The organism is Marinobacter sp. V032 (assembly GCF_052645435.1).
Map to the genome: position 1 here is coordinate 1,184,825 of NZ_JBQXYE010000001.1, position 25,351 is coordinate 1,210,175.

Sequence of the window (25,351 nt, forward strand, 5' to 3'; positions counted from 1 at the left end):
CGTGTGTGAAACGCCTCGGTCACGGGATGTCAGGCTTCGCACGAGAACCGGCGTACCGGGTGCTGATCGCAAGTCGCAACGTTGCAGGGTGTAATGGCGCGTCTTCGAGGGTTGCCTGAGGTACCTTTCCGGATCTACCCACGTAAGGAGAGATGTTATGGAAGCGAAATCGACACAAGAAGATTACAGGCATGTAAAAGAAGACCTTCAGTTGTTGCGTGACGATCTGGCAAAACTGACGAAAGCGGTGGCTGATGGCCAGAAAGGCAATATCAGTAACCTGCGGGAGGAAATCCGCAAAGAAAGCCGTGATGCCCTCAAGCATGCGCGTGAGCGTGGAGATGAGGCTTTGACCAAGGCTCGCGATGCGGGCAGCAAGGCAATACACGACGTTGAGCATAAAATCGAGGAACGCCCCTTCCTGAGTGTTGTGATTGTTTTCCTCGTCGGGCTGCTGGTCGGCAAGTTGCTTGATCGTTGAATATGATGTCATCTGAAGACATTAAGGCACTGGTACGCAAGGCGCTGGGCGCTGTCATAGGGTTCGTGCTTGCATTTGTGTTACTCAGTGCCTTGTTGATTGGCGGCTTTGTGATGTTGTTGAAGGCTGCCAGCCTGGGGCTGACGCCCTGGGTGGGCGAGGCGGGTGCGTACGGTATTACCGGCTTCGCCTGTGTTTTGCTGTTGGCTTTCTTTTTCTATCGGATGCTTAAAAGTCCGGCGAAGAAATCCGGCGATAGTGAGTCGGGTTCAGGTGGTAAGTCATTCTCTCCCGTTGACGCTTTTCGCAAACTCATCATCAACAATCCCTGGGAAGCCGTGCTGACGTCATTTGCTTTGGGCGTGACGGAACAGAGCGATCCCCGCATGCGGCAGTTTCTGATCCAGAGTGGTTTGGCATTTTTGAAGGCGGCCAACGCGATGGATGATGGCGAACCGGAAAACGATGACGCCACCGGATCGGGCGACGGCGTTCCGGAAGATACCGCACAGGGCGCTAACGAAGCACCCTCGCAAAACACGGCGTAGGCGTCTGGGGCCCGTAATCTCAAAGCCCCATTTGCTTGCTGATCAATTCCTTCATTATTTCGGTTGTGCCGCCGCCTATGGACAGCAGTTTGCCATCCCGGTGCAGACGCTCAACCATCGCCTCGCGCATATATCCCATGCCGCCGTGGAGCTGAATAGCTTCTCTTGTCACGTCCTCGCAGACCTGCGCTGCAAAATTCTTGGCCATGGCCACCTGCTTGATCGGGTTTTTGCCAGCTTGCATCAATGCTGCGCAGCGGTAGGTGTATTCCCGCGCGATATCGACTTGCGTGGCCATCTCGACCAACTTGTGCCGGGTGACCTGAAAGCCGGAAATTGATCGGCCGAAGGCCTCCCGCTGGCGGCAGTATCTGATGGATGTTTCCAATGCGATCTCTGCTGTCATGTAACCCATGATGGCCAGCATCAACCGTTCGGAGAGAAAGTTCGTCATGATGGCGATGAACCCGGCGTTCTCAGCGCCGATCAGCCGGTTGGCCGGTACTCTGCAGTCCTCGAAGAACAGCTCCGCGGTGTCACTGGCCCACCAGCCCATTTTGCGAAGTTTACGACCACGAGTGAAGCCGGGTGTGTCACGATCGATCAAAAGCAGGCTGATGCCGCCGTGCCCCTCACTGCCTGTGCGCACGGCGACGGTGTAATAGTCTGCTCTGTGGCCGCTGGTGATAAAGGTTTTGGCCCCATTGACCACGTATTCGTCGCCATCGCGTACCGCGCGGGTTTTCAGGCTCGCCACGTCGGAGCCACCACCAGGCTCGGTCACGGCCAGCGCAATGATTTTCTCACCACGCAGAACTGCGGGTGCAATGGCATCCCGAACGTCCGGTCGGGCCCACTTCACAACTGGCGGTAGACCGATATCAATCGAGCCCAGGCCGGCGACCAGGCCGCCGGATGTTGAGCGCATCAGCTCCTCGCTAAGCGCGACCTTCAGGAAAATATCGCCCTCGCTATGCCCGCCCAGTGATTCAGGGTAACCCGCGCCGAGCAGGCCAGCCTCGCCGGCAAGCGTATAGAGTTCGCGGGGGAACTCGCCGGCTTCTTCCCAGTCCTCTATATAAGGGCTGACATGAGTGGCGATGAACTTGCGGGCGGTCTGGCGAGCCTGTTCATGTGTGTCGTTGAAGTAAGCCGTGTCCATGGATCTCACCTGTGTTGATGTAAGGCATGAAGCAGTGTCTGATAAATCGAAAAACCAAGCAAGCGCTTGGTTAAAAAGTTGATCTGGATCAGGTTAGCTATGGTTAGGTAACATCCAGCTGGATAGAGTGAGGCGCGCTCAGGGTAGACCAACGTGCTGTTTGCGCTGATATGCTATATGTATTTACCCACATAACAGTGGTATCCAGGTGGACTCAGGTCCCAGTTTCACTTCCTGGACAATGCACAGGGAGATCCAGGTATGAAGATCAAAAAGGTGCTCATCGCCAATCGTGGTGAGATCGCCGTCAGAATAGCCCGGGCCTGCCAGGAGTTGGGCGTCAAAGCTGTCGCCATATACTCCGAAGCAGACCGGTATTCGTTGCATGTCAAAAAGGCCGATGAAGCGCACTGCATCAGCGCTGATCCGTTAACCGGCTATCTCAACCCCCATCATATTGTGAATCTCGCGGTTGAGACCGGCTGCGATGCGTTGCATCCCGGTTATGGTTTTTTGTCTGAGAACGCAACGCTGGCTGCGGTCTGCAAGGAGCGGGGAATCCGTTTTATCGGTCCCTCGTCTGAAGTTATTGCATCAATGGGTGACAAGACTCACGCGCGTCAAACCGCAGTTAACGCGGGTGTCCCGGTTACCCCGGGCTCCGACGGTAACCTCGAAGATATCGAGGATGCGGTCAAGCAGGCTGAATCCGTGGGCTATCCGGTGATGCTCAAGGCAACATCCGGTGGCGGCGGCCGCGGTATCCGCCGTTGTGACGACGAAGCGGCGCTGCGGCAGAATTTCGAACGGGTTATTTCCGAAGCGACCAAAGCGTTTGGCAGCGCCGACGTGTTTCTGGAAAAGTGCATCGTAAACCCGCGCCATATCGAAGTGCAGGTTTTGGCAGACAGCCACGGTAACGCCATTCACCTGTATGAGCGCGACTGCTCCATCCAGCGCCGTAACCAGAAACTGATCGAGCTGGCGCCATCACCGCAGATGACCGATGAGCAGCGTCATTATATTGGTGAGCTGGCGGTTAACCTGGCGAAGGAGTGCGGTTACGAAAACGCCGGTACCGTTGAGTTTCTGCTTGATGACAAAGACGATTTCTACTTCATGGAAATGAACACCCGGATCCAGGTGGAGCACACCATTTCCGAACAGATCACCGGGGTTGATATCGTCAAGGAGCAAATCCGCATTGCAGCGGGCAAACCGCTGAAGTACACCCAGGATGAAATCAGCTACCGGGGCTTTGCGGCGCAGTTCCGTATCAATGCAGAGGATCCAAAGAACAACTTCCTGCCGAGCTTTGGCCAGATCAGCCGCTACTACTCGCCCGGTGGGCCCGGTGTCAGAACCGACGCTGCGATCTATACCGGCTATGAGATCCCGCCCTATTACGATTCGATGTGCGCAAAGCTGATCGTGTCCGCGATGGACTGGGAGGAGCTGCTTGAGCGTTCGCGCCGGGCGCTTAACGACATGGGGATCTACGGTATCAAAACCACGATTCCGTATTACCTGGAAATTCTCGGCCATCCGGAGTTCCAGGCTGCCGATTTCAACACCGGCTTTGTTGAAGCCCATCCGGAATTGACCCAATACAGCATCAAAAAGCGTCCAGAGTCTCTGGCAGCGGCCCTTGCGGCTGCCATTGCGGCTCAGGCCGGACTCTGACGGGAGATAGATATGACCAAGCGCAAGATTGAAATCACTGATGTTATTTTACGGGACGCCCATCAATCCCTGATCGCCACTCGCCTGCGTACGGAAGACATGCTTCCGGCCTGTGAGAAGTTGAACAAGGCGGGTTACTGGTCACTGGAGTGTTGGGGTGGCGCGACATTCGACAGCTGTGTTCGCTTCCTCAAGGAAGACCCTTGGGAGCGTCTGCGTGAGCTGCGCAAGGCACTGCCGGATACCCGGCTGCAAATGTTGCTGCGAGGCCAGAACCTGCTGGGCTACCGCCATTATGCTGACGACGTGGTAGAGGCCTTTGTCCAGAAAGCGGCCGAGAACGGAATTGATGTATTCCGCATTTTTGATGCGCTGAACGATGTTCGCAATCTGGAAACCAGCATCAAGGCCGTCAAGAAAGCGGGTAAGCATGCCCAGGGCACTATCTGCTATACCGTCAGCCCGGTTCACAATACCGAGCTGTTTGTGAAGCAGGCAAAAGCGATGGCCGACATGGGGATCGACAGCATCGCCATCAAGGATATGGCCGGCCTGCTGACGCCCACCGCCACCAGTGAGCTGGTCAAGGCGTTGAAAGATACGCTGTCGCTGCCGGTCTTCCTGCACTCGCATGCGACTTCCGGCATGGCGTCCATGTGTCAGTGGGCGGCCGTCGAAGCCGGTGTTGATCATATTGATACCGCATTGTCAGCCTTTGCCGGTGGTACCAGCCATCCGCCGACAGAATCCATGGTGGCAGCGCTGAAAGATGCCGGTTACGACGTGGATCTGGATCTTGAGATGCTGGATGAGCTGACCCATTACTTCCGCGATGTGCGCAAGAAGTATCACCAGTTCGAAAGCGACTACAACGGCGTGGATACTGCGGTGCTGCTGTCCCAGGTGCCGGGCGGCATGATGTCCAACCTGGCGAACCAGCTCAAGGAGCAGGGCGCGCTCGACAAGATTCGCGATGTGTTTGCCGAGATTCCTCGTGTGCGTGAAGACCTCGGGTTCCCGCCGCTGGTCACGCCTACCTCTCAGATCGTGGGCACCCAAGCCGTTATCAACGTGCTGGCCGGCAAGCGCTATGACAACATTACCAACGAAGTGAAGAAGTACCTGCAAGGTTGGTACGGTGCCGCGCCTGGTGTTGTGAATGCGGATCTGCAGAAACGTGCCGTTGGCAATGAAGACCTGATCGACGAACGTCCTGCCAACCTGATCAAGAACGAATTCCACAAGATCAAGGAAGAAGTAGGCGAGCTGGCAGAGTCTGAAGAAGACGTACTGACCTACGCCATGTTCCCTGATCAGGCGCGTCAGTTCTTTGAGCAGCGTAAAGCCGGCACCCTGAAGCCGGAGCCGCTGGAGCCGGCACCTGCTGCCGGTGCGGGTGGCTCGATCTCAACCGAGTTCAAGGTTACCGTGCACGGTGAAACCTTCGATATCCAGGTCACCGGTGTAAGCCCGACGGCTGACGATGAGCGTCGTTTCTACATGACGGTCGACGGCATGCCGGAAGAGATCAGCCTGGAAACGGTTGGTGGCTTCGAACGCGAAGACGGCAGCGGAGGCTCCAAGCGAGGCAAGGCGTCGAAAGAAGGCCACGTCACCACGAGCATGCCGGGCAATATCGTCGATGTACTGGTCGGTGAAGGCGATACCGTTGAAGCGGGCAAGCCGGTGCTGGTCATTGAAGCGATGAAGATGGAAACCGAAGTGAAAGCGCCGGTTTCGGGCAAGGTCGTCGGCGTATTTATCGCCAAGGGTGACCGGGTCACGCCATCAGAAATTCTGATGGAAATCGAGCCTGCCTGATCGCGTTAACGTGAAAGGGTGCCTGCAAACCCCGCCAAAACGGCGGGGTTTGTCGTTCTGGTGTCAGCGTTTTATGGTTTCGACGCCATTGGCGGTGCCCAGCAGCAGAATATCTGCCGGACGCTGAGCAAACAGCCCATTGGTGACAACGCCGACGATATTGTTGAGCTGGCGCTCCAGTTCGATCGGGTTATCGATCTGCAGGTTGTGGACATCGATGATGATGTTGCCGTTGTCGGTAGTGACACCTTCACGATACACCGGATCACCGCCCAGCTTGACGATTTCCCGGCCAACATGGCTGCGGGCCATAGGGATAACCTCAACCGGCAGCGGGAAGCCGCCCAGCAGATCGACCCGCTTGGAGTCGTCGGCAATGCAGATAAAGGTCCGGGCAACAGCTGCGACGATCTTCTCGCGCGTCAGTGCTGCGCCGCCGCCCTTGATCAGCTCCAGCTGGCCATTGGCTTCGTCCGCGCCGTCGATGTAGTACTCAAGGCCGGTAACTGCGTTGAGGTCGTAAACCGGGATGCCGTGGCCTTTCAATCGTTCTGCGGTGGCGTCCGAACTGGCAACGGCGCCGTCGAACTCGGTTTTAAGCTCTGCCAGCAGATCGATAAAGCAGTTCGCCGTGCTGCCTGTGCCGACACCGATGACGCTTTCGCTGTCCAGTTGGGGGCGAATGGCATCAATCGCTGCCTTGGCAACGGCTTGCTTGAGTTCATCCTGGGTCATGACGTCCTCGCGGGGTCGGTGGTCGTTGATATGATGGGGCACTAGTATATCGGCGTAGCGGAGCGCCATACAGGGAAAGCTGTGCCCAATCCGCAAAACCGGCAACCAATACAGTCTTACCTCATGTCTGTATCTGGACGCGGGCCCCGGAAACTCCTTACACTCGAAGGCTTTTCGCAACCACTTCAATCGTCCGTAAAAATGGAATTGCTCTATGCCCCAGCGCTACATCAAAAAAATACTCGATGCCCGAGTCTACGATGTGGCGATCGAATCGCCGCTGACGCCCGCCCGAAATCTCTCCAAGCGGCTGAATAATCATGTTCTGCTCAAGCGGGAAGATTTGCAGCCGGTATTTTCGTTCAAGTGCAGGGGGGCCTACAACGCTATTGCCCAGCTCTCCGAAGAGCAGAAAGCCAAAGGGGTGATCTGTGCCTCTGCCGGCAATCACGCCCAGGGTGTGGCGATGGCCGCTCAGCAGCTGGATATCAAAGCGGTTATCGTGATGCCGCAGACCACGCCTGAGATCAAGGTGAAATCGGTTCGTGATCGTGGCGCCAAAGTGATATTGAAAGGTGATGCCTTCGACGAAGCCGCAGCGCATGCCAAAGAGCTGATGGACAAGCAGGGGCTGACCTATATTCCTCCCTACGACGACCCCGACGTGATTGCAGGGCAAGGCACTGTGGCGATGGAATTGCTGTGGCAGTTTACCAAGCCGTTGCATGCCGTGTTTATCCCGGTTGGCGGTGGCGGTCTGATTGCAGGTATGGCGGCCTACATCAAGTACCTGCGCCCGGAAACCCGGGTAATTGGTGTTGAACCGGAAGACTCCAATTGCCTTCAGGCGGCGCTGTCAGCTGGTGAGCGGGTCGTTCTTGATGAGGTGGGAATCTTCGCGGATGGTGTCGCAGTCAAACAGATCGGCGAGCACACCTGGGATATCTGCAAGGATTGTGTCGATGAGGTGATCACCGTGTCGACCGACGAAATCTGCGCCGCGATCAAGGATGTTTTTGATGATACCCGTTCGATTTGCGAGCCAGCGGGTGCCCTGTCCGTTGCGGGAATCAAGAAATATGTCCAGCGTGAAGAAATTCACGGGCAAAACCTTGCGGGTGTGCTCAGTGGCGCCAACATGAACTTTGATCGGTTGCGCTATATCTCTGAGCGCACTGAAATCGGTGAGCAGCGCGAGGCGATTCTTGCGGTCACGATTCCGGAGCGTCCGGGCAGCTTCAAGTCGTTCATCAACGCCCTGCATAAACGCAGCATCACCGAGTTTAACTACCGTTATTCGGATAGCGGCGATGCGCGGATATTCGTTGGTATTCAGATCCAGTCTGGCGGCCTTGGGCGCGATGAGCTGGTAAGCGATTTGCGGGAAATTGGATACGGCGTAATCGATCTGACCGACAGTGACCTGGCGAAGCAGCACATCCGCCATATGGTGGGCGGTCATGCGCCGACTATTGCCAATGAGCGAGTGTTTCAGTTCGAGTTTCCGGAGCGCCCCGGCGCGCTGCTCAAGTTCCTGATGTCACTTGGCACTCGCTGGAATATCTCCATGTTCCATTACCGCAATCATGGCTCGGCCTACAGTCGTGTTTTGATGGGGGCGCAAGTTGAGGATGACGAACTTGCCGCATTTGGCAAGATGCTTAGCAAAGTCGGATTCCGGTACGAAGATGTTACCGATAATGAAGCCTATCGGCTTTTTCTTGGCAACGGAAACGGTGACTGACAGCTTCGGCTTAGTCGGCGCTCAGCGTTAACAGAAGGCGGGGCGGAAACGTGCAAGGAAGCGCTTTCCGCCCCGCCTTTTTTATGAAGCATCTGTAATCTGTCAAAAATTGTAATGCGACAGTTACCTGATATTATTTACCTCAATTCTATATATAAAAAATAACCATATGATTGTTGTTGACATTTATTGACTCGTTTAATGTCTTCAGTGTAATCAGATCTTTGGTTATGCAAACAATAAAGCGGCGTATCGCCGTCTCGTACATTTGGGGGAAGTGATCAATGGAACGAAAGCCTGACGTCATCCGGGCGCTCGTTTTTCTGTTCGTGATTGGTTTGGCTGTGACCGGGATTACCTCGCTGCAAGCGTCGGAGCCCCGTTCAAATAAAGTCAGTGTTATCGAGTCTACGTTCGCGCCTATGGGTGATCATCAAAACTGATCGCCCGCATCTTGCTGAATCTGAAACGCTTGCCGCCCCTGTCTTTGGGGTGGTCAGGCTGTCCCCGGTCAAGTGTATTCGCCTGCCAGTCGGGTTGAGTCACTGTCTTTAACCGCGTATTAGCCTCTCTTCTTTGTCTAACCTTAATTCTGAATCAAATCTCTTTTGATTGTTCCGGGTGACTTTCGGCTCGACAGCGTCTGTTGTGGTGTCGTAATTGCTACCTGGGTTTGCTGTATGGAGGTTTGTTGCGGGCTATGTCTTCGCAGGCTGGCGTGACGAATGCAGTCGATAGTGGCCAACAAAAAGGCGACGATAGTCAGCGCGCAGCTTTGTGTTCTGTGGATGACAGGTCACTTCGCGGGATGGGGTAATAATCGCATCCATAGGAACATCCCAGCTCGCAATGGGGAGATCGGCTACTTGCTGAGCATCGTGCGCCAGCCCTATCAGCCGCGGAGGGCGTGATGTTTCCCGGCGCTTGAATGCAAATGTCCGGTCGTAGAAGCCGCCACCCATGCCTAATCGCCCTCCACTTAGATCAAACCCCACCAGCGGCATCAGTACCGCATCCAGGGCCCATGGGGCGCGCCGCTTTCCGTTGCGGGCGGAAGGCTCGGGAATACCGAAGCGATTGGGCGAAAGCGCTGTTCCCGGCCCGTAATGATAAAACCATAACTGATTGCCGAGCACCGGGTGCAATACCGGCAGGTACACATGAATGCCGCGGCGTCGTGCTTCGGTGGTGAAATCCCGCGGATCGATTTCGCCATCATTGGGCAAATAAAGGCCGATATGCCGGGCTTTCGATGTCGAGAAATGGCGCATCAGCTGTCGCGCGAGTGCGCGGGATGCCTGGCGTTGTTGCTGGCGCGTCAGATTCCGGCGGCGCTGGCGAAGAATGCGACGGAGCTGACGGCGATCCGACAAGGCAGCGACGGGCTCTCGATTCATCGGAAGTGACTGGATAGCAGGAGTGTGGAGGTTATCGGCATGAAAGAAGCTTCCCGGGATGCCGTTATCGGATGTAGCCCTTGAACCCAAAAGTTCAAGGTGGTGGCCGCTGTGACATATTAGGCTTTCCCCTACGTGGGGGACATGCTCACAATGCCCTGAAGTAGCCACCTGGGTATTGCGCATCGGCTCGAGGACGAATCCGACCAGCGAACAACCCAGGAAGTGATTCCATTATACGGGGTATACCGGGGCCAGATGCAAACCGGATATGGCGCCATTCAGAAATCTTAATAATCCGGACGGCATATCAGCAGCTTAGCTGCCTGATTTTTTGTTCAGAACATCGTCAAGCCGGCTGTCCATTCGGCGCAATACCGATGAAGCGCCATCCGAAACCGTGCTTTGCTCAAGCAAATCATGGGTAATGTTCAGCGCTGCCATCACTGCAATCCGTTCAGTACCAAAGACTTTGCCGCTGGCACGGATCTCACGCATTTTGCTGTCCAGGTGCCGGGCAGATTCCTGCAGTGCGCTGCGGGCTTCGTCCGGGCAGGCGACAAGGTATGACTTGTCGAGGATGTTGACTTCAACCGTGGTGGGTTTCTCGGGCATTAGTGTTGCTCCAGTGCTCTCAGTCGGCCAATCATGGCTTCAATTTTGTTACGGGCCAGGTCATTTTTCTGGATGAGCTGTGAACGTTCGCGGTTCCAGTCATCCTGGGACTGGCGAATGGCCGAGTTTTCCTGCTCGAGTTTCTCGCAGTGCGCGATCAGACGGTCCACCTTATCGGCGAGTGCTTGCAATTCTGACTGATCCATGGCGATTTCTACTTCCCGGAGGCGACGATTTCATTGGTTTTATAGATATAAGAGTTAACCAAGTGTTCCCTAACTATAAATGCGCCTTCTAAAGGGGTCAATTTGATGACCTTGCAGTCCGTTCATGATTGTCGTATGAGGCGACGATGGTGCCTTGAACAGGTAAGTCGGCCTGAGCGTGCGGCTTCAAAAGCGATCAACTTTGGCCGATGCCAATTGATCGCCTGAATGCTAGGATAGTGCTCCATTTCACAGACCAGCAGACGCGCGGATTCATGACCGAGAATACCAGCACATCACCTCAAGATTTCGAAGCCTGGGCCAATATTTACGCCACCCACAAAGCGTTCAGTCACCCGTCCGAGTTGCACGGTGCCTTGTGCGGAAGGCTGTCAGCCGGTGGCCGGCTGTCACCGGATGACTGGCTGGCACTGGCTTGCGAACAGATGGGCGTTGCGCCCGAATCTGCTGATTCGTCTTCTGAACTGGCCGATTTCATGATCAGTGCTTACGACCTGACGTTGTCCCAATTACAGGCAACAGACCTGACGTTCAGCCCCTTGTTGCCCGATGATGAATACGAGCTGGACCAGCGTCTGCAGGCTCTGTCAGCCTGGGTGCGTGGGTTTCTGGAAGGGATGGCCGTGATGGCGAGCCGGGAGTTGGGCGAAGCCTCTGGTGATATTCGTGAACTGGTTGAAGACCTGGTAGCGATCAGTCAGGTTTCCCAGGGCGAAGCCGACAGCGAGGAAGGCGAGCAGCAATACATCGAAATCATGGAGTACGTGCGGGTCGGCACCATGACGGTGTTTACTGAGTTTAATCCGCCGCCTGCGCCGAAAAACAAAACACTGCACTGATTGCGAGTCGCGAAAGCCTCAACCGGAGTATCTCTTATGCTGATGCCGATTAAAGAGTTTGCCAGCCGCCGGAACAAGCTGATCGGGCATATGGCGCCTGACAGCATTGCCATTATTCCCTCGGCGCCGGAGCGGGTGCGGAACCGCGACGTGTTGCATCCATTCCGGCAGGACAGCGACTTTTTCTACCTTACCGGTTTCGATGAGCCGGAAGCGGTGCTGGTGCTGATTCCTGGCCGGGAGCATGGCGAGTCAGTGCTGTTCTGCAAGGAACGCAATCCTGAAAAGGAGCTGTGGGACGGTTATCTGACGGGCCCGGAAGGCGCGATCGAAAAATTCGGCCTGGACGATGCGTTTCCGGTTGTCGATATTGATGAGATTCTGCCGGGAATGATTGAGGGTCGTAGCCGCGTTTATTACCCGTTGGGACGTGACAAGGCGTTCGACAGTCAGGTCATGGAATGGGTGCAGACGATTCGGAGCAAGGTGCGCACCGGTGCCCAGCCGCCAGGGGAGTTTGTTGCACTTGAGCATACGCTGCATGACCTGCGGCTGTACAAGAGCCCAGCGGAAATAAAGGTGATGGCAAAGGCGGGCGAAATCAGTGCCGAGGCCCATTGCAACGCCATGAAAAAAGCAGCGCCCGGTGTTTATGAATACCAGCTCGAGGCCGAGCTGATTCATACCTTCATGACTCGCGGCACCAGGAATACAGCCTACCCGTCGATTGTGGGTGGCGGTCGCAATGGCTGCATTCTGCACTACATCGAAAACAGCGCACCGCTGAAAGATGGCGACCTGGTGCTGATTGATGCCGGTTGTGAGGTTGAGAACTATGCCTCGGACATTACCCGCACTTTTCCGGTGAACGGCAAATTTTCCGAACCACAGCGAGCACTTTATGAAGTGGTGCTGTCGGCTCAGTATGCAGCGATCGATGCCGTGCGTCCCGGCAATCACTGGAATCACTCCCACGAAGCGGCGCTGCGGGTACTAACCCAGGGGCTGATCAATCTCGGGCTACTCTCCGGTTCGCTTGAAGACGCTCTGGAGCAGGCATCCTACAAGCCGTTCTTCATGCATCGCACCGGCCACTGGCTTGGCCTGGATGTTCATGATGTCGGCGATTACCGGGTGGGTGAAGCCTGGCGCCTGCTGGAACCTGGCATGGTGCTGACGGTTGAGCCGGGTCTGTACATTGCCCCTGATAATACCGATGTTGATGAGAAGTGGCGGGGTATTGGTATCCGCATTGAAGATGATGTGGTGGTCACCAAAGATGGCTGCCGGGTGCTGAGCGAAGGCGTGCCCAAAACCATCGACGATATCGAGGCCTTGATGGCGCGATGAGCGATCATCCCGGCGTAAGACTGAAGCAATCGGGGCGTTGCCCCGGCAAGGATGCCTGTTTTGGCTGAATTCGATACCGATATTCTGATCGCCGGCGGTGGACTGGCCGGTGCGACACTGGCGCTGGCGCTCAGTCGTGCGCTACCGGAATGCCGTACGACAGTTGTCGAGTCTTTTCCCCTGTCGCCGGATGCCCTGCCGGATACCTATCAGCCCAGTTATGATGCCCGCTCGACGGCGCTCGCCTGGGCGTCCCGGAATATCTATGAAGCATTGGGCCTTTGGCCCGATCTGGCCCCTTACGCCACGCCGATCCAGCGAATTCACGTTTCCGATCGCGGCCGATTCGGCGCGACCCGCATGTCCTGCGACGAGCAGGGCGTGCCGGCGCTGGGTTATGTCGTCGATAACCGCTGGATGGGGCTGTCGCTGATGCGCGCCTTGCTGGGGGAGTCTGCAGTGCAGTGGCGGGCGCCAGCTGAAGTCGTGGATGTCACGCCCATGACTGAAGGCGTTTCGGTGGTGGTCAGTGAAGGTGGCGAGCAAACCTCAATGACCGCTCAGTGTCTGGTTGTCGCCGATGGTGGTCGCTCGGGACTACGGGAGAAGCTCGGCTTCAATCCTGATCATACCCACTACGATCAGCACGCCCTGATCGCCAATGTGTCGACGGCGAATCCGCACGAATTCAGAGCTTACGAACGGTTTACTGATACCGGCCCTATGGCGTTGCTGCCCCGGGGGAATCCGCAGCGGGCGGGGCATGAATCAGCATTGGTCTGGACGCTGTCCGGCGATGATCTTGAAGAGGTGCTGGCGGCATCCGATGAAGAGAAATGCCGGCGTTTGCAGGCGCGGTTCGGCTGGCGTCTGGGGCGATTCAATCGGATCGGTGAGTGCAGTCATTATCCACTGACACTGACGACCGTAGCAGAGTCGGTGCGCCCCGGCATTGTGCTCGTTGGTAATGCAGCGCACACGCTCCATCCCGTCGCCGGTCAGGGATTCAATCTGGCGCTGCGAGGGTTGATGACTCTGGTTGATCAACTCCGCATAGCTTCGGACAAAGGCATCCCGTTGGGGAGGCTGGACGTATTACAGGCCTATCAACTGACTCATCGAGAAGATTGGCAGCAAACAGTGCGTCTGTCGGACTCGTTGATTCAGATCTTTGGCGCAGAGTCATCGTTACTGGGGGCGGCAAGGGATGCCGGGCTGGTCGGGCTTGATCTGATGCCGGGTGCGCGTCGCTGGTTTGCGCGCCGGGCAATGGGGCTCGCAGCAAAGCGAACCGCCCCGCTAAAGAGCGTTGAACCGGAGGGAACCGGAACATGAATGGTAAACCGGACTATGACATTCTCGTCGTCGGCGGCGGTATGGTGGGCAGCACCGCCGCGCTAGGGCTGGCGAGACAGGGGTGGCGGGTCGGGCTTATAGAAGCCGCCACCTGGGATAGCCTCGCGGCACCCGTTGCGCCGATTAACAGCGTCACCGATTTTGAGCCGCGCGTCAGCGCCATCTCTGCTGCCAGCCAGTCGTTGCTCAAGCAGTTGGATGTTTGGCCTGCGATCGCAGGTGAGCGGCGCTGCGCCTACACCCGCATGGTGGTGTGGGATGGCGATGGTACAGGCCGCATTGCCTTTGATGCGAGTGAGCTGCAGGCCCCGGCGCTGGGAATGATCATGGAAAACCGGATTCTGATCCGGGGGCTTTTCCTCACGCTCCGTGCTAACGCGGTGGATGTACTCGATGGTGCTTCTGTATCCGGGTGGTGGGAAGAGGGCGCGCAAAGAGGCATCACGCTGGACAGCGGGCGTCGGCTCTCTGCATCGCTGATCGTGGCGGCGGACGGTCCCCAGTCGCGCCTGCGGCAATGGGCAGGCATGCCCACCCGTGAATGGGACTATGACCAGCAGAGTATCGTTTGCACCGTCGCAACCGCCCAGTCCCATGAGTTCACCGCCTGGCAACGATTTTCGAAAACCGGACCGTTGGCGTTTCTCCCGCTACAAACCGATGATGGCGCCACCCGTTTCAGTTCTATCGTCTGGTCTCAGGACACTCACGAAGCTCAGCGCTTGATGAGTCTTGATGACGAGGCTTTCGTGACCGAGCTCAATGCCGCCATTGAGCAACAGTTGGGAGCGATCCATGCGGTATCTGCCCGTCATGCATTCCCGCTTCGCCAGCGCCACGCCAAGGATTATGTCCGTCCGGGCATGGTGTTGATTGGTGATGCCGCGCACACGATTCATCCGTTGGCAGGGCAGGGGGTGAATCTCGGTTTCAGTGACGTACGGGTATTGTTGGAAGAGCTTGCTGTTGCGCGTGAAACGGGCAGGAGCCCGGATGAGCCTGCAATGCTGGCGCGTTACCAGCGTCGCCGGAAAGGCGAAAACATATCGATGATGGCGGCGATGGAAGGTTTCAAACGTCTTTTCGCCAATGAAGAGCTGCCGTTGCGCTGGCTGCGTAATGCAGGTATGCGTTTTCTGGATCGGCGCGGGTCCCTTAAAAACCGCATTGCAGCACAGGCAATGGGGTTGAATGTGACTGCGTCGGTAAACTCCCGTATTGATCCGGACACGCCACGGTTGTAGACTTTTTGCACAACTGAATATAGAGCCTCGGCTCCCGTGCGCAGGATGCGCACGCACTTTGAACATTCAAGGATGAAAACATGCCCCAGCCCACCGGCCTGCAGTTCACGGCCCGTCTCGGGTCTTTGCCGGATGACACCTTCGCGGTGGTCGAATTCGAGCTGACCGAAAGCCTCTCCGAGCTGTTCCATCTCAAGCTGGATCTGGCCAGTGCCTTTGATGATCTGGCGGTCACTGACGTATTGGATCAGGATGCCGAACTGGTGCTGTATCAGGACGGTGACGTTCTACGCCGTTTCCACGGCGTGGTGTCCTCTTTCAGCCGGGGCGATACCGGCCATCGCCGCACCCAGTACTCGGCTATCGTTCAGCCCGCCCTTTGGCGTTTAGGACTGATGCACAACAGCCGCATCTTCCAGCAGCAGACCACTGAAACCATCGTCCAGACCCTGTTGGATGAACGGGGTGTCGTCGACCGTACACTCAATCTCAAACGCCCTTCAGAAGAACGGGAATACTGCGTCCAGCACCGGGAATCCGATCTGGCCTTCGCCACCCGTTTAGCCGCCGAAGAAGGCTGGCATTACCGTTTTGAACACCGCCAGGGCGGGCATACCCTGATCCTGGCCGATCACCACCGGGAAGCGCCAGAGTTGCCTGAGGCCGGCTACAACGCCACTGCAGGCGGCAGCAGCCGCCAACCGGCGGTGTTCAGCTTCACACCTCAGGACACCGTCTCCGTCGCCAGCGTGGCGCTGAAGGACTACACCTTCAAAAACCCGGCCTATGCCCTGATGCATGAAACCAGTGGCGCTGATTTACCCCATCGGGACGACTACCAGCATTACGACTACCCGGGCCGGTTCAAACAGGATGCCAGTGGCCAACCTTTTACCGAGGCCACCCTCGACAGCCTGCGCAACCAGAGCCGCACCGCATCCGGCACCAGTAACCGGGCGGACTTTACCAGCGGCGCCAAATTCACGCTGAGTGAACACAGTGCTGACTCCCTCAACCGGGACTGGTTGATTACCAGTGTCACCCACAAGGGCACACAACCCCAGGCACTGGAAGAAGACGGCGGCAGTGGGTCCACCACCTACAACAACCGCTTCAGCGTCATTCCGGCCGACCGCACCTGGCGGCCCCAGTTAAAAGACAGCCAGCGTCCCCGTATGGATGGCCCGCAAGTCGCCATCGTCACCGGCCCCCCGGGGGAAGAAATCCACTGTGATACACACGGCCGGGTGAAAGTTCGGTTCCCCTGGGACCGTTACTCCAAGAACGACGACAACAGCAGTGCCTGGCTCAGAGTCTCCCAGGGCTGGGCCGGCGGCAGCTATGGGTTTATGGCCCTCCCGAGAATCGGTCACGAAGTCATTGTGTCCTTCCTGGACGGCGATCCGGATCAGCCGATCATTACCGGACGCACCTACCACGCCACCAACACCCCGCCGTATGAATTACCGGCCCACAAAACACGCACGACCTTAAAGACCCAGACCCACAAGGGCGAAGGCAGTAACGAACTGCGCTTTGAAGACGAAGCCGACAAAGAACAAATCTACGTCCATGCCCAGAAAGACCTGGACCTGCTGACCGAAAATGACCGCACCGAGGTGATTCACAACAACAGTCACCTCACCGTGGACAACGACCGGGTCAGCCATATCAAGACCAATGATCACAACACGGTGGATGGCGAGAAGCGGGAGAAGGTTGGCGGTGACAGCAGCCTGACTGTGGGCGGCACCTACCACCAGAAGAATGCCACCTCGATGCTCAGCGAAGCGGGCAGTGAAGTGCACTACAAGGCCGGCGCCAAGGTGGTGCTGGATGCAGGGGCGGAACTGACCATCGCCGCCGGTGGAAGCTTCATCAAGCTTGATCCGAGCGGTGTCACGCTCTCTGGTGCCACCCTGAAGATCAACTCCGGTGGCGCGCCCGGCAGTGGTTCCGGGCAGGGCGCGCAGGGGCCGGGTATGCCTCAGGATCTGGAAAAATTCGTGCATCAGGCGATTGCGCCGGCAATGCTGGCAGAAGTGCCTTTGACTGCGCCTCAGTTCGCCAACCTCCAGGCGGCGGTGCCTTTCTGCGAAGAGTGTGTGAAGTGTCGGGACGGCGTCTGCAATGTCTGAACCACTGACCTTCAGAGCTTCACTGGAAGCTGCGCTTGAACGTGTTGAAGCGAATAGTGCGAGTGGCGAAAGCGCGCGTATTTATCTGGTGCTGAGCGGCACCAGTCAGGCAGAGCCGGTACGTCATTTTTTCGATAAGGACGGCCTGACGGCACTGCCGCTTTATCTCGGCACGCCTTACGCAGGCTGGCAGCCCGTCATGCCGTATCTCGCAGAGATCAGTATGACCAGCCCCTTTGTTGACTGGATAGATAGCTGTGATGCGCCAGATTGGGGCTGGGCAGCTTTGTCCACTGAACCAATGGACAGCGTATTTGCCCATCTTCGAAGCCTGACCCAGATCACCATCGACAAAAGCGGTGCTGCCGGCAAAGCGGTGTTTTTCCGGCACTGGGATGCGCGCTTTCTGGCGCCTCTGTTCGACAGTCTCGACAGCGCACATCAAGCCGCTTTACTTGGGCCCGTTTCGTCATGGATTGCTCCGGACGGGAAGGAGAGGCTGCACCCGGCAGCGCCTGTTTATGATGGCGAAAAAGCCTTCCCCTGGTTTGTGCTGCCGCCGGCTGCCGAGCAGGCACTGGCGAGTCACTGCCGTGATGTGCTCGTTGACAACACCGTGGCCGCGCTCCACAAGGTTGAGCATTCACCGATTGCAGCCTATCCGGCGCCGGTTGCGCGCCAGAAGGTGCAGCGTCACCTGCGCCGGGTTATCGGCGACGGGCCAGTAACAGAGATTGATCAGACAACGCTGCAGACTCTGCAGCAACGCCTTCAGCAGGAAGCTGAGCGCACTCATTCAAGGTAAGGATTACCCATGGACACCACAGCAGCTGTCGCGAATGACTCGCAGACTGATTCGGTTAAACCGGACATCAATGCCCTGACCCGGGAGCTCCGGGAAGCCGTCGTCAATAACTATAACGACTGGAACGATGACTGGTTCAAGTCGATATTCCTGGGTCACGAGCAAGTGCTGGAGGTCAATGGTGAAAGCACCAGCGCCGCCTCTGACGACGATGAGGTGGTGTCATCAACGGTCGCTCCCTGTGAAGAAAAGCGTATTATTAAAATCGCGCACTTCCATGAAAACATAAAGAAAACGCCTATTCCTGAGACCCAGTTCGAGGTCCAGGAAAACGTAGGCACCTGGTACGGCGGCGACAGCTGGGAAACCGTAACGACCGGCGTTACCGATGCTAACGGACTTGCGGAAGTGACCGTAACGCCCGGCAAGGAATACCGGGTCGTTCTTTCCCCAAATATAACCAAAGCCGAAATGGACGCACTTTATGCGACCTATGACGGCTTTATCGAATCATGCAGCTCTGTGCTTCTGAACGCCTGGAACGGCGGTATCAGCGGTGAGTGGGATAGCTATATATCAATGGCAGGCCCGGCGCAGGCTGCCGAGATTCAAGCGCGCGCTCTGAATGGCCTGGCCGATGGTTTCACTAACATCCTTGATGACCTTCGCCGCATCTACGATGTGATCTGCGGCCTGATGGATTACGACTTTTCCGATATGCCAGACGACATGGCGGAGCAAATGGAGAAGCTCAAACAGGCCGATGACGCCTACCTGAAAGCCTGCCTTGTCGCCAATGATGAGATCTTCCTGTTCATTGTGATGTACACCATGCGTCAGTACTTTCGCATGCTGCCGCCGACGCAGCTGGCAGAGATGGCGGGCGAGTTGATAGGGCAAGTGCTGTTTGATGTGGTGGTCGGGCTGATCATCACCGGCGGTGCTGGTCTTGCGGCCAAATACGGCACGCGGATTGGCACCAAGGCGGCCGCCAAAGCGGTTGGCCGTGCCGGACGAGCCGCGCCTGACAACATGGGGCTGGGGCCGTTCCTGGCGAAGCTGGCAGAAGGCTTCCAGAAATACATGGACGACATCGGCACCAATCATCGTGCCATACAGGTGGCTGGTGACATGCCGCTGTCGACTGGCAATACACGCCGGGGTGCGGATTTTCAGGTTCAGCATGACACGGCTTATCAGTCCATGGCGGCGGATGATCACGGGCTGCCACTGCAATCATCAGGAAGGGATAGCACTTCCGTCAGCGAGCGCGCAGCCACCCCGCATGGGCCGGATGAGCCTTCGCCGTCAACCACTGATCAGGGCCGTGCCACCAAAGACAACGAATCAACAGAAACCTGTGCAGATCCCGTCAGCACAGTAACCGGCGAAGAATTGCTGGAACTGACCGATGCGCAACTGCCCGGGCCGATGCCGTTTGATTTCAAACGCCTTTACCGCTCCGGCAGTAGTGATCGCAAACTCACTATGGGTTACGGCTGGCGCCATAGCCTCAACCACAGCCTGAGCTTTGAGTCAGACGGAATTATCTGGCATGACCATGAAGGCAAGAACACGCATCTGCCGGCAGTCGACACCAACCCGTTTGCCAGTAATTCCCAGGCAGGCATGGCCATCTGGCGCGATGGCGATGACTACGTGGTTTGCGCCGGCGAAAAGCAGCCCCGCTATCACTTCCGGCGGGACGGCGATGCCGGGCTTCTGACCCGTATCTGCGATCGTTACGGCAATCAGCTTCATGTGGGGTACGACACCCATGGCCGGTTGCAGCAGATCATCAACGATGCCGAACAGGCGCTGGCTTTTGAGTATCAGGACAACACGCTGGTCGCGCTTACACGCCTGCATCGCAAGATTACCGACCATGGCTTGGTCTGGGTAAAGCTCCAGACAGTGTTCACCTACATCTATGACGACAATGGCGATCTGGTTGAAGCGACCAACGCCGCCGGTGAAACCGAGCAGTACGCCTTCGATAATCACATGCTGGTCCAACGCACGCTGGCGAGCGGCTATCGTTTCCATCTGGCATGGGACGAGGCCACACCCAAAGGGCGCTGCGTTCGCCAGTGGGGCGACACGGCCGAGATCGACACCCAATTTGATTGGGACGACGACCAACACACCTGCACCGTCACCTATGTGGACGGCAGCAAAGAAATCTGGCGCTACGATGGCGCGGCGCAATTGCAGGAGAAAACAGATCCTGACGGCGCTACCCATCTCAGCGAATACGATACCAGGGGCCGCCTGACCACCAGCGTTGATCCGCTGGGCGCTAAAACCACCTATCAATACGACGACGCAGGCAGGCTTGCCGCCAAAACAGGGCCAGACGGTGTGCCGGTCATGTTCTCCTATAGAAAGGGGCGCATCGCCGAAATTCATCGCAACGGCCAGACCTGGCAGTTCGATTACACCGCTACCGGCGATCTGTCTAAAGAGATCGATTCCCGCGGACGCCAGACCACCTATACCTATGACCGGCAAGGGCATCTCACCCGGGTGGATCTCCCGGATGCCCGTAAACACCTCTGGACCTGGAACAACAAAGGCCAGTTGCTGGACGAGCAAACCCCGACCGGCGCGATCTACAAATACCGTTACGACGAGTTTGGTCGCCTGCTGGCAAAAAAAGATGCCCGGGGCGCGATCACCCAGTATCGATATGATGCGGTTGGGCGGGTCATCGAAGAGCGACTCGCTGGTAACAAAACGCGCCAGTACAGCTACAACAGTTTTGGCAAGGTCACTCGTTTTATAGATGAAAAGGGCCGCGAAACCCGTTACGAATACGATCGCAACCTGCACCTGCTTAGCCGCCGCATCAACCCTGACGGCAGCCAGCTCAAATACCAGTACGATAATCACCGCTTCCTGCTGACCCGTATCGAAAACGAACGCGGCGAACAGTACGACATCGATTATTACCCCAATGGCCTGGTGCAGCAGGAAACCGCATTTGATGGTCGTCGCACGGCCTACGGCTACGATCTGAACGGCCATCTCACCGAAAAGACCGAGTTCGGTACTTCAACCGAAGCGCTGCAAACCACTCAGTATCAGCGGGATGCCCAGGGGCAACTGCTGACCAAAGTGCTGCCGGATGGCCGCGAAGTGCAGTATCGCTACGGCAAGGATGGTGAACTGGTCGCAGTGGATGATGGCAACTGGCCGCTGGCATTTCAGTACGACGCGCAAGGCTTGCTGAAAACGGAGCATCAGGGCTGGGCGACACTCAGTTATCAATACGATGCATTCGATCGCCTGAAAGGCATGACACTGCCTGACGGGCAGGCCGTTGCCTATCACCGTGATGGCCAGGGACAACTCGCCGGCATCGACCTGAACGGCCAGGTGCTGACCTGTCACCGCATGGCCGCCACCGGCGAAGAGCTGGAGCGAGAGCAGGGCGATCTGCTGAGCGCCTATGTCTATGACGATGAGGGGCGCCTGACCCAGCATCGCCTGCACCAGCAGCGCATCAAGGACATTTTCTACCAGCGTGATTATCAGTACGACGGCGCCGGCAATCTCAAATCAGTACAGGATACCCGCAAGGGCCTGCGGGAATATGTCTACGATCCCCGAGACCGCCTCACCGGCGTCCGTGGCGATGTCTATGAACAACTGATCCATGACCCCGCCGGCAACCTGCTGGAACAGACCCAGAGCCCGTCCCCGCAAAACAACGCCAACGTACAGGGCAACCGCCTGAACATGCACGGCGATTGCCATTATCGCTACGACGACTTTGGCAATCTGGTAGAAGAAGCGCGCGGTAAGGGCCAGAAGCTGGTTACCTACTATCGCTACGACTGCGAACACCGCCTGATCGAAGTCGAACGCCCGGACGGTCGCCGCTTCCGCTACGAATACGACGCCTTTGGCCGCCGAATCGCCAAGGAAGACGACTTCAAGCGCACAGAGTTCATCTGGCAAGGCGACCGCCTGATCGCCGAAGAAACCGGTGACGATTACCGCAGCTACCTCTACGAACCCGACAGCTTCCGCCCGCTGGCCCTGTCCGAAGGTCAGGGGCCGGAACAGTCCCAAGTCTGTTACTACCATCTGGACCACCTCGGCACCCCGCAGGAAATGACCACCGCATCCGGCGATATCGTCTGGTCCGCCACCTATCGGGCCTACGGCAGCGTCGTCAAAAAAGACATCGCAATCGTCCAGAACCCTCTACGCTTCCAGGGCCAGTACTACGACCCCGAAACCGGCCTGCACTACAACCGCCACCGGTATTACAATCCGGCTAGCGGTCGGTTTATGACGCCCGATCCCATTGGATTAGCCGGTGGGCTGAATAACTACCAGTATGTGCCAAATCCGACGGGGTGGGTGGATCCGTTGGGGTTGGCTTGTGTTCCAAGTGCTTGTCCGGAAACATCAAGGCAGAATGCGTGGAATGAGTTTCAGCGCCATCACAAGGGGCAATTCAGTGACGTTGGTAAGGCGTCAGCCAGTTACCAAGAGTTGGTGTCAGGACAATCCCCTTGGCCTCGTAACTTTGTTCCACCTGAAGCGACATTGCTACCCGGAAGTAAAGTTAATATGGCAATGAGTCCGGGGCAGCCATCTACGCGGCCAGGGGGCTTTGCAACTTTTGATGATGTACCTGATATTGAGTATGTAAGAAATAGTTTGGCCGTAAAGAACTCTTGGAAGCAGGAGGTAGACCGGGTGGTAACGTATGAAGTGGTCCAGCCTTTGCCCGTTAGGACAGGGCCCGTCGGGCCGCAAGTCGATGGCGGAGTTGGACGTTATCTTGAAGGAGGGGGTTCACAGTTGGAGATAACAGTGTTACCTCAGGATCGAATGCTCTATTTGAAGATCGTAGAAGAAACACCGATAGAATAAACGGCAAGGGTTTAATTAGATGGGTGATATAAAAAATTTAGTTTCAGATTCGAAGAAAGGAAAAGTGAGTTGGCGTTTCAAGGGTGAATTGTTTTCTATGGAGGTAGAAGAAATTGACCAAGCCATTGTTGATAATAAGCATAATGGGATAGTGATTTTATCGGGAAAAAATAACAATCTTCCTACCCGCTTGACTGCAGTGTTATCAGACGGAAGCAGTTTTGACCTATCCTGCCCCAAAAAATTCAGTTTTTACTATCTTTCTGAGCATGCTGAAATAGGTATTTCTGTGGTCTGTGTTTCTCCAGACCCTGTTAATGGGTGGCGCGATTGGCATTTTGGAATTGATTATGAAAAAAAAGAGCTTTTTAGGCATTGTCCTGCATACTGAACTCATCTGTATGCGTGCGATAATATAAATTCTATTTTATTTAAAATTCTGTAGATAGTTTGCGTAAAAAAATTCTTTCAGAATTTATTAATAAAGGAAAATAAGTTACGAGGGCCCTTGATCAAGCAGGGATGGCTAGCCAATCACAAGCGCTAGAAAATAGAATAGGGTTATTTGAAAATTTAATAGCAAAAAATAATAATGAGATAAAACCGATTTTTAATAACAAGTCATAAAAAAAGGAATTGGAATGCATGATAAGCTCTTGTTTTAATATTAAGGGTTTGAAAGATATGTGTCTGAGCCATATTCAGTATTTAGACTGGGTTTAAGATCTTCACTTTATTCAGTATTGCGCAGAGAAACTAAAGTCGTTCTAGTTAATCTTTAGGAGAAGGTTGTAGTATGGAGTTTTTGAGTGTTATTGGCACGAGTTGTAATGATAGGACGTTAAAATGAAAGAGTGCCCGAACATAAATGAGCTTCCTCAACTATTTTCAGAGCTAAGTCGATTGCTGACCAATGAAGGCGAAGATAATTGGGTGCGGGGAATAAATCTAATACTTTCCGCCCTAACACCGCCAAACTATTGTGGAAGCGGGGATCCAGGTGAAGCTATTGAGTATGTTGAAAATACCTATCGAAAAATGGTTTCAGGGAATGGAAGCTTTTCTGATTTTTTTATTCGGTGCGATGATGCCGATGATCGAAATGAAGCAAATAAAAAGTTAGATAGGTTGCGCGCGGATATTTGGTCGTTAATTAATGCCTGATTTAAGTTGTAATAAATAGGGGGCTAGAGCACGATGATCAAGTACAGGTCGCGTTCGTGGGTGCCAATAACGAAAAAGGTTCCAAATTTATATATTCATGAGTAATGATTATTTGGATAAAATTAAGTTTAAAATAAAAATTTCAATAGATTCGATAAGAGCAAAAAATAGATCGTTAAATGATCCTGACTTGAATGAGTATTCAAAGAAGTACGAGAGAGCGTTGAGTGCGCTAGACAGCGGTTCGTACGATGAAAAAATAAATAGTCTAAAAAAACTATTGAACTGCGCTCGAGGGTACATGGAAAAGTCCAGCAGTTATGACCAAGAATTTCTTCATGAAATGGGGAGGACAGAGAAGCTAGTTAAAAATATCTAGTAGAAGTCGTCGTTTTCTTTATTTAAGGCGATAAGAAATTATTTTTATATTGGCCTCTGAGGAATAATTTCACATATTAATTTTAAGTTGGTTTAGGAAGTGGTCTTGGATTTCCTGACTGTAGATGAATGTAAGAATAATATTGAGTCTATCGTCAGGCGGGCGGTTGTGGATGAAAAGACAAAAATAAAAATAATCGCGCTTATAATATCTGATCCTGGTCGCTTGCCTATGAATGCTGTTATGTGTGAGTTCTATCATACGGATATTCTGGATCTTACTGAGGATGAGAAAGAGATTGTCCAAGTCATATACGTCTAATAGAAGCCCGCTGGATTCAGTCTAATCATGAAGAGAAACGAAGTAATCTTGCTGCTGAGAAACTGCGGTGTTGCGAAAGATAGCGCTGTCATAAATGAAATGGTTTTGGCAGAAGATTTCAGAGTTATAACTGAGCGGCCGGTTCGAGTTGATGGTGAAGCCGAATCGAAGCAGATGAAAACTCATCACGAGTTCGTTGTTGAGTCCGGAGTGCAGAGCTGGGGGATTCAGCGAGGCTATTGATACATTGCCAAGATTGAATGAAAGAGCAGCAGAGTATGTTGCGTTCAAGGGAGCAGGGTATTCAGCCAAGCTATACCTCTCCATACATTCAGGACACCCTGTTGCGCTTGTGGTTACAAAAAGGGACAAGCCGGCTCCACCTATCGATGCATCGGGTCGAGCGGTGTCGAGCTAGCTAACCAAAGAAATTCTCTGCCGCAGACCGAAGC

Annotated in this window: 20 protein-coding genes and 1 other RNA gene; 14 read left to right on the forward strand and 7 right to left on the reverse strand. The window is 55.3% G+C overall.

Annotation, left to right across the window (positions count from 1 at the left end; genetic code table 11):
• Window positions 1-157 precede the first annotated feature (157 nt).
• The gene (locus ACUN9X_RS05425) at window positions 158-481 is read left to right on the forward strand and encodes a hypothetical protein (protein WP_260038282.1); all 324 of its coding nucleotides are present in this window, start codon (window positions 158-160) and stop codon (window positions 479-481) included.
• Window positions 482-483: 2 nt separating this feature from the next.
• The gene (locus tag ACUN9X_RS05430) at window positions 484-1,029 is read left to right on the forward strand and encodes a hypothetical protein (RefSeq protein ID WP_445472425.1); all 546 of its coding nucleotides are present in this window, start codon (window positions 484-486) and stop codon (window positions 1,027-1,029) included.
• A gap of 19 nt (window positions 1,030-1,048) precedes the next feature.
• On the opposite strand, the gene ACUN9X_RS05435 is transcribed toward ACUN9X_RS05430, so the two are convergent.
• The gene (locus ACUN9X_RS05435; RefSeq protein ID WP_445472426.1) at window positions 1,049-2,191 is read right to left on the reverse strand and encodes an acyl-CoA dehydrogenase family protein; all 1,143 of its coding nucleotides are present in this window, start codon (window positions 2,189-2,191) and stop codon (window positions 1,049-1,051) included.
• Between the two features lie 261 nt (window positions 2,192-2,452).
• On the opposite strand from ACUN9X_RS05435, the gene ACUN9X_RS05440 reads away from it, so the two are divergent.
• Together ACUN9X_RS05440 and oadA are read left to right on the forward strand one after the other, a co-directional pair.
• Window positions 2,453-3,874 (forward strand): acetyl-CoA carboxylase biotin carboxylase subunit, encoded by a 1,422-nt coding sequence (locus ACUN9X_RS05440; RefSeq protein ID WP_445472427.1) that lies wholly within the window; start codon window positions 2,453-2,455, stop codon window positions 3,872-3,874.
• A 12-nt stretch (window positions 3,875-3,886) separates the two neighbouring features.
• Window positions 3,887-5,695, forward strand: coding sequence for a sodium-extruding oxaloacetate decarboxylase subunit alpha (oadA, locus tag ACUN9X_RS05445; protein WP_260038277.1), 1,809 nt, complete (start codon window positions 3,887-3,889; stop codon window positions 5,693-5,695).
• A 63-nt stretch (window positions 5,696-5,758) separates the two neighbouring features.
• On the opposite strand, the gene rpiA is transcribed toward oadA, so the two are convergent.
• Window positions 5,759-6,430 (reverse strand): ribose-5-phosphate isomerase RpiA, encoded by a 672-nt coding sequence (gene rpiA / locus ACUN9X_RS05450; protein WP_445472428.1) that lies wholly within the window; start codon window positions 6,428-6,430, stop codon window positions 5,759-5,761.
• A gap of 214 nt (window positions 6,431-6,644) precedes the next feature.
• On the opposite strand from rpiA, the gene ilvA reads away from it, so the two are divergent.
• Window positions 6,645-8,174, forward strand: coding sequence for a threonine ammonia-lyase, biosynthetic (gene ilvA / locus ACUN9X_RS05455; RefSeq protein ID WP_260038273.1), 1,530 nt, complete (start codon window positions 6,645-6,647; stop codon window positions 8,172-8,174).
• 698 nt (window positions 8,175-8,872) lie between these two features.
• On the opposite strand, the gene ACUN9X_RS05460 is transcribed toward ilvA, so the two are convergent.
• The 4 genes from ACUN9X_RS05460 to ACUN9X_RS05475 form a co-directional block, all read right to left on the reverse strand.
• Window positions 8,873-9,571, reverse strand: a complete 699-nt coding sequence (locus ACUN9X_RS05460) for a 5-formyltetrahydrofolate cyclo-ligase (RefSeq protein WP_260038271.1) — start codon at window positions 9,569-9,571, stop codon at window positions 8,873-8,875.
• A gap of 46 nt (window positions 9,572-9,617) precedes the next feature.
• A non-coding RNA gene (gene ssrS / locus ACUN9X_RS05465) (6S RNA) lies at window positions 9,618-9,799 on the reverse strand.
• Between the two features lie 90 nt (window positions 9,800-9,889).
• Window positions 9,890-10,186 carry a cell division protein ZapA gene (locus ACUN9X_RS05470; RefSeq protein ID WP_260038269.1) on the reverse strand — a complete coding sequence of 99 codons (297 nt, stop codon included), beginning with the start codon at window positions 10,184-10,186 and terminating at the stop codon, window positions 9,890-9,892.
• Window positions 10,186-10,392, reverse strand: a complete 207-nt coding sequence (locus ACUN9X_RS05475; RefSeq protein ID WP_260038268.1) for a TIGR02449 family protein — start codon at window positions 10,390-10,392, stop codon at window positions 10,186-10,188. Before ACUN9X_RS05475 ends, ACUN9X_RS05470 begins: the two co-directional genes overlap by 1 nt.
• 275 nt (window positions 10,393-10,667) lie before the next feature.
• On the opposite strand from ACUN9X_RS05475, the gene ACUN9X_RS05480 reads away from it, so the two are divergent.
• The 9 genes from ACUN9X_RS05480 (at window position 10,668) to ACUN9X_RS05520 (ending at window position 24,199) form a co-directional block, all read left to right on the forward strand.
• Window positions 10,668-11,252, forward strand: a complete 585-nt coding sequence (locus ACUN9X_RS05480; protein ID WP_260038267.1) for a UPF0149 family protein — start codon at window positions 10,668-10,670, stop codon at window positions 11,250-11,252.
• Between the two features lie 36 nt (window positions 11,253-11,288).
• A complete protein-coding gene (gene pepP / locus ACUN9X_RS05485; RefSeq protein ID WP_445472429.1) occupies window positions 11,289-12,602 on the forward strand; it encodes a Xaa-Pro aminopeptidase in 1,314 nt (437 codons plus the stop codon).
• 60 nt (window positions 12,603-12,662) lie between these two features.
• Entirely contained in the window at window positions 12,663-13,937 is a 1,275-nt protein-coding gene (gene ubiH / locus ACUN9X_RS05490) for a 2-octaprenyl-6-methoxyphenyl hydroxylase (RefSeq protein WP_445472430.1), read from the forward strand.
• On the forward strand, window positions 13,934-15,202 hold the full coding sequence (locus ACUN9X_RS05495) for a UbiH/UbiF/VisC/COQ6 family ubiquinone biosynthesis hydroxylase (protein WP_445472431.1): 1,269 nt from the start codon (window positions 13,934-13,936) through the stop codon (window positions 15,200-15,202). Before ubiH ends, ACUN9X_RS05495 begins: the two co-directional genes overlap by 4 nt.
• 80 nt (window positions 15,203-15,282) lie before the next feature.
• On the forward strand, window positions 15,283-17,340 hold the full coding sequence (locus tag ACUN9X_RS05500) for a type VI secretion system Vgr family protein (RefSeq protein ID WP_445472432.1): 2,058 nt from the start codon (window positions 15,283-15,285) through the stop codon (window positions 17,338-17,340).
• Complete coding sequence (locus ACUN9X_RS05505) at window positions 17,333-18,145, forward strand: DUF4123 domain-containing protein (RefSeq protein ID WP_445472433.1); 813 nt, start codon at window positions 17,333-17,335, stop codon at window positions 18,143-18,145. Before ACUN9X_RS05500 ends, ACUN9X_RS05505 begins: the two co-directional genes overlap by 8 nt.
• 9 nt (window positions 18,146-18,154) lie before the next feature.
• Window positions 18,155-23,035, forward strand: a complete 4,881-nt coding sequence (locus tag ACUN9X_RS05510; RefSeq protein ID WP_445472434.1) for an RHS repeat-associated core domain-containing protein — start codon at window positions 18,155-18,157, stop codon at window positions 23,033-23,035.
• Window positions 23,036-23,054: 19 nt separating this feature from the next.
• Window positions 23,055-23,426 carry a hypothetical protein gene (locus tag ACUN9X_RS05515; protein WP_445472435.1) on the forward strand — a complete coding sequence of 124 codons (372 nt, stop codon included), beginning with the start codon at window positions 23,055-23,057 and terminating at the stop codon, window positions 23,424-23,426.
• A 455-nt stretch (window positions 23,427-23,881) separates the two neighbouring features.
• The gene (locus ACUN9X_RS05520; RefSeq protein ID WP_445472436.1) at window positions 23,882-24,199 is read left to right on the forward strand and encodes a hypothetical protein; all 318 of its coding nucleotides are present in this window, start codon (window positions 23,882-23,884) and stop codon (window positions 24,197-24,199) included.
• 721 nt (window positions 24,200-24,920) lie between these two features.
• Here the strand turns inward: ACUN9X_RS05520 and ACUN9X_RS05525 are convergent.
• Window positions 24,921-25,211, reverse strand: a complete 291-nt coding sequence (locus tag ACUN9X_RS05525; RefSeq protein ID WP_445472437.1) for a hypothetical protein — start codon at window positions 25,209-25,211, stop codon at window positions 24,921-24,923.
• Window positions 25,212-25,351: the final 140 nt, after the last annotated feature.

Excerpts from the sequence above, each read along its gene's own strand:
- pepP (WP_445472429.1), top strand. The coding sequence starts at position 11,289 with ATGCTGATGCCGATTAAAGAGTTTGCCAGCCGCCGGAACAAGCTGATC.
- ACUN9X_RS05430 (WP_445472425.1), top strand. The coding sequence starts at position 484 with ATGATGTCATCTGAAGACATTAAGGCACTGGTACGCAAGGCGCTGGGC.
- ACUN9X_RS05460 (WP_260038271.1), bottom strand. The coding sequence starts at position 9,571 with ATGAATCGAGAGCCCGTCGCTGCCTTGTCGGATCGCCGTCAGCTCCGT.
- ACUN9X_RS05505 (WP_445472433.1), top strand. The coding sequence starts at position 17,333 with ATGTCTGAACCACTGACCTTCAGAGCTTCACTGGAAGCTGCGCTTGAA.
- ACUN9X_RS05495 (WP_445472431.1), top strand. The coding sequence starts at position 13,934 with ATGAATGGTAAACCGGACTATGACATTCTCGTCGTCGGCGGCGGTATG.
- ACUN9X_RS05500 (WP_445472432.1), top strand. The coding sequence starts at position 15,283 with ATGCCCCAGCCCACCGGCCTGCAGTTCACGGCCCGTCTCGGGTCTTTG.
- ACUN9X_RS05440 (WP_445472427.1), top strand. The coding sequence starts at position 2,453 with ATGAAGATCAAAAAGGTGCTCATCGCCAATCGTGGTGAGATCGCCGTC.
- ACUN9X_RS05510 (WP_445472434.1), top strand. The coding sequence starts at position 18,155 with ATGGACACCACAGCAGCTGTCGCGAATGACTCGCAGACTGATTCGGTT.
- ACUN9X_RS05435 (WP_445472426.1), bottom strand. The coding sequence starts at position 2,191 with ATGGACACGGCTTACTTCAACGACACACATGAACAGGCTCGCCAGACC.
- ACUN9X_RS05470 (WP_260038269.1), bottom strand. The coding sequence starts at position 10,186 with ATGCCCGAGAAACCCACCACGGTTGAAGTCAACATCCTCGACAAGTCA.
- ACUN9X_RS05425 (WP_260038282.1), top strand. The coding sequence starts at position 158 with ATGGAAGCGAAATCGACACAAGAAGATTACAGGCATGTAAAAGAAGAC.
- rpiA (WP_445472428.1), bottom strand. The coding sequence starts at position 6,430 with ATGACCCAGGATGAACTCAAGCAAGCCGTTGCCAAGGCAGCGATTGAT.
- ACUN9X_RS05480 (WP_260038267.1), top strand. The coding sequence starts at position 10,668 with ATGACCGAGAATACCAGCACATCACCTCAAGATTTCGAAGCCTGGGCC.
- ilvA (WP_260038273.1), top strand. The coding sequence starts at position 6,645 with ATGCCCCAGCGCTACATCAAAAAAATACTCGATGCCCGAGTCTACGAT.
- ACUN9X_RS05520 (WP_445472436.1), top strand. The coding sequence starts at position 23,882 with ATGAAAGAGTGCCCGAACATAAATGAGCTTCCTCAACTATTTTCAGAG.
- ACUN9X_RS05475 (WP_260038268.1), bottom strand. The coding sequence starts at position 10,392 with ATGGATCAGTCAGAATTGCAAGCACTCGCCGATAAGGTGGACCGTCTG.
- ACUN9X_RS05515 (WP_445472435.1), top strand. The coding sequence starts at position 23,055 with ATGGGTGATATAAAAAATTTAGTTTCAGATTCGAAGAAAGGAAAAGTG.
- oadA (WP_260038277.1), top strand. The coding sequence starts at position 3,887 with ATGACCAAGCGCAAGATTGAAATCACTGATGTTATTTTACGGGACGCC.